We start from the raw sequence: 300 nt of genomic DNA, 5'->3' as shown, positions 1-300 counted from the left end.
CGGCGCTGCTGCTGGACATCCGCAACCGTCTGCGTCGAGGGGATCCGGCGATCGCGGACAGCTTCCATCCCGGTATCACGCAGGAGGAGATCGGCGACGCGACCGGGCTGACCGCGGTCCACGTCAACCGCATGCTCCGACAGTTGGAGGAAGAGGGGCTGATCGCACGCGACGGCGGCCGCTACACGTTGCTGAACGAGCAGCGGCTGGTGCGGGCGGCGAGCTATGTCGACCGGTATGCGCAGGCGAATCTGGGGTGGTTGCCGGCGGCGGAGTAAAGGTTTTGGCGTCGAGCTGTCT

Annotated in this window: 1 protein-coding gene; it reads left to right on the top strand. The window is 67.0% G+C overall.

Translation table 11 applies throughout. From position 1 onward, the window contains the following. Window positions 1-278: Crp/Fnr family transcriptional regulator (locus tag AC0IYH_RS30790; protein ID WP_471837963.1), on the top strand; the 278-nt coding region annotated here is incomplete at its 5' end. Between the last annotated feature and the right edge of the window lie 22 nt (window positions 279-300).

The organism is Pseudomonas sp. AC463, from assembly GCF_979253585.1.
This window is presented reverse-complemented; position numbering and strand designations above follow the sequence as displayed.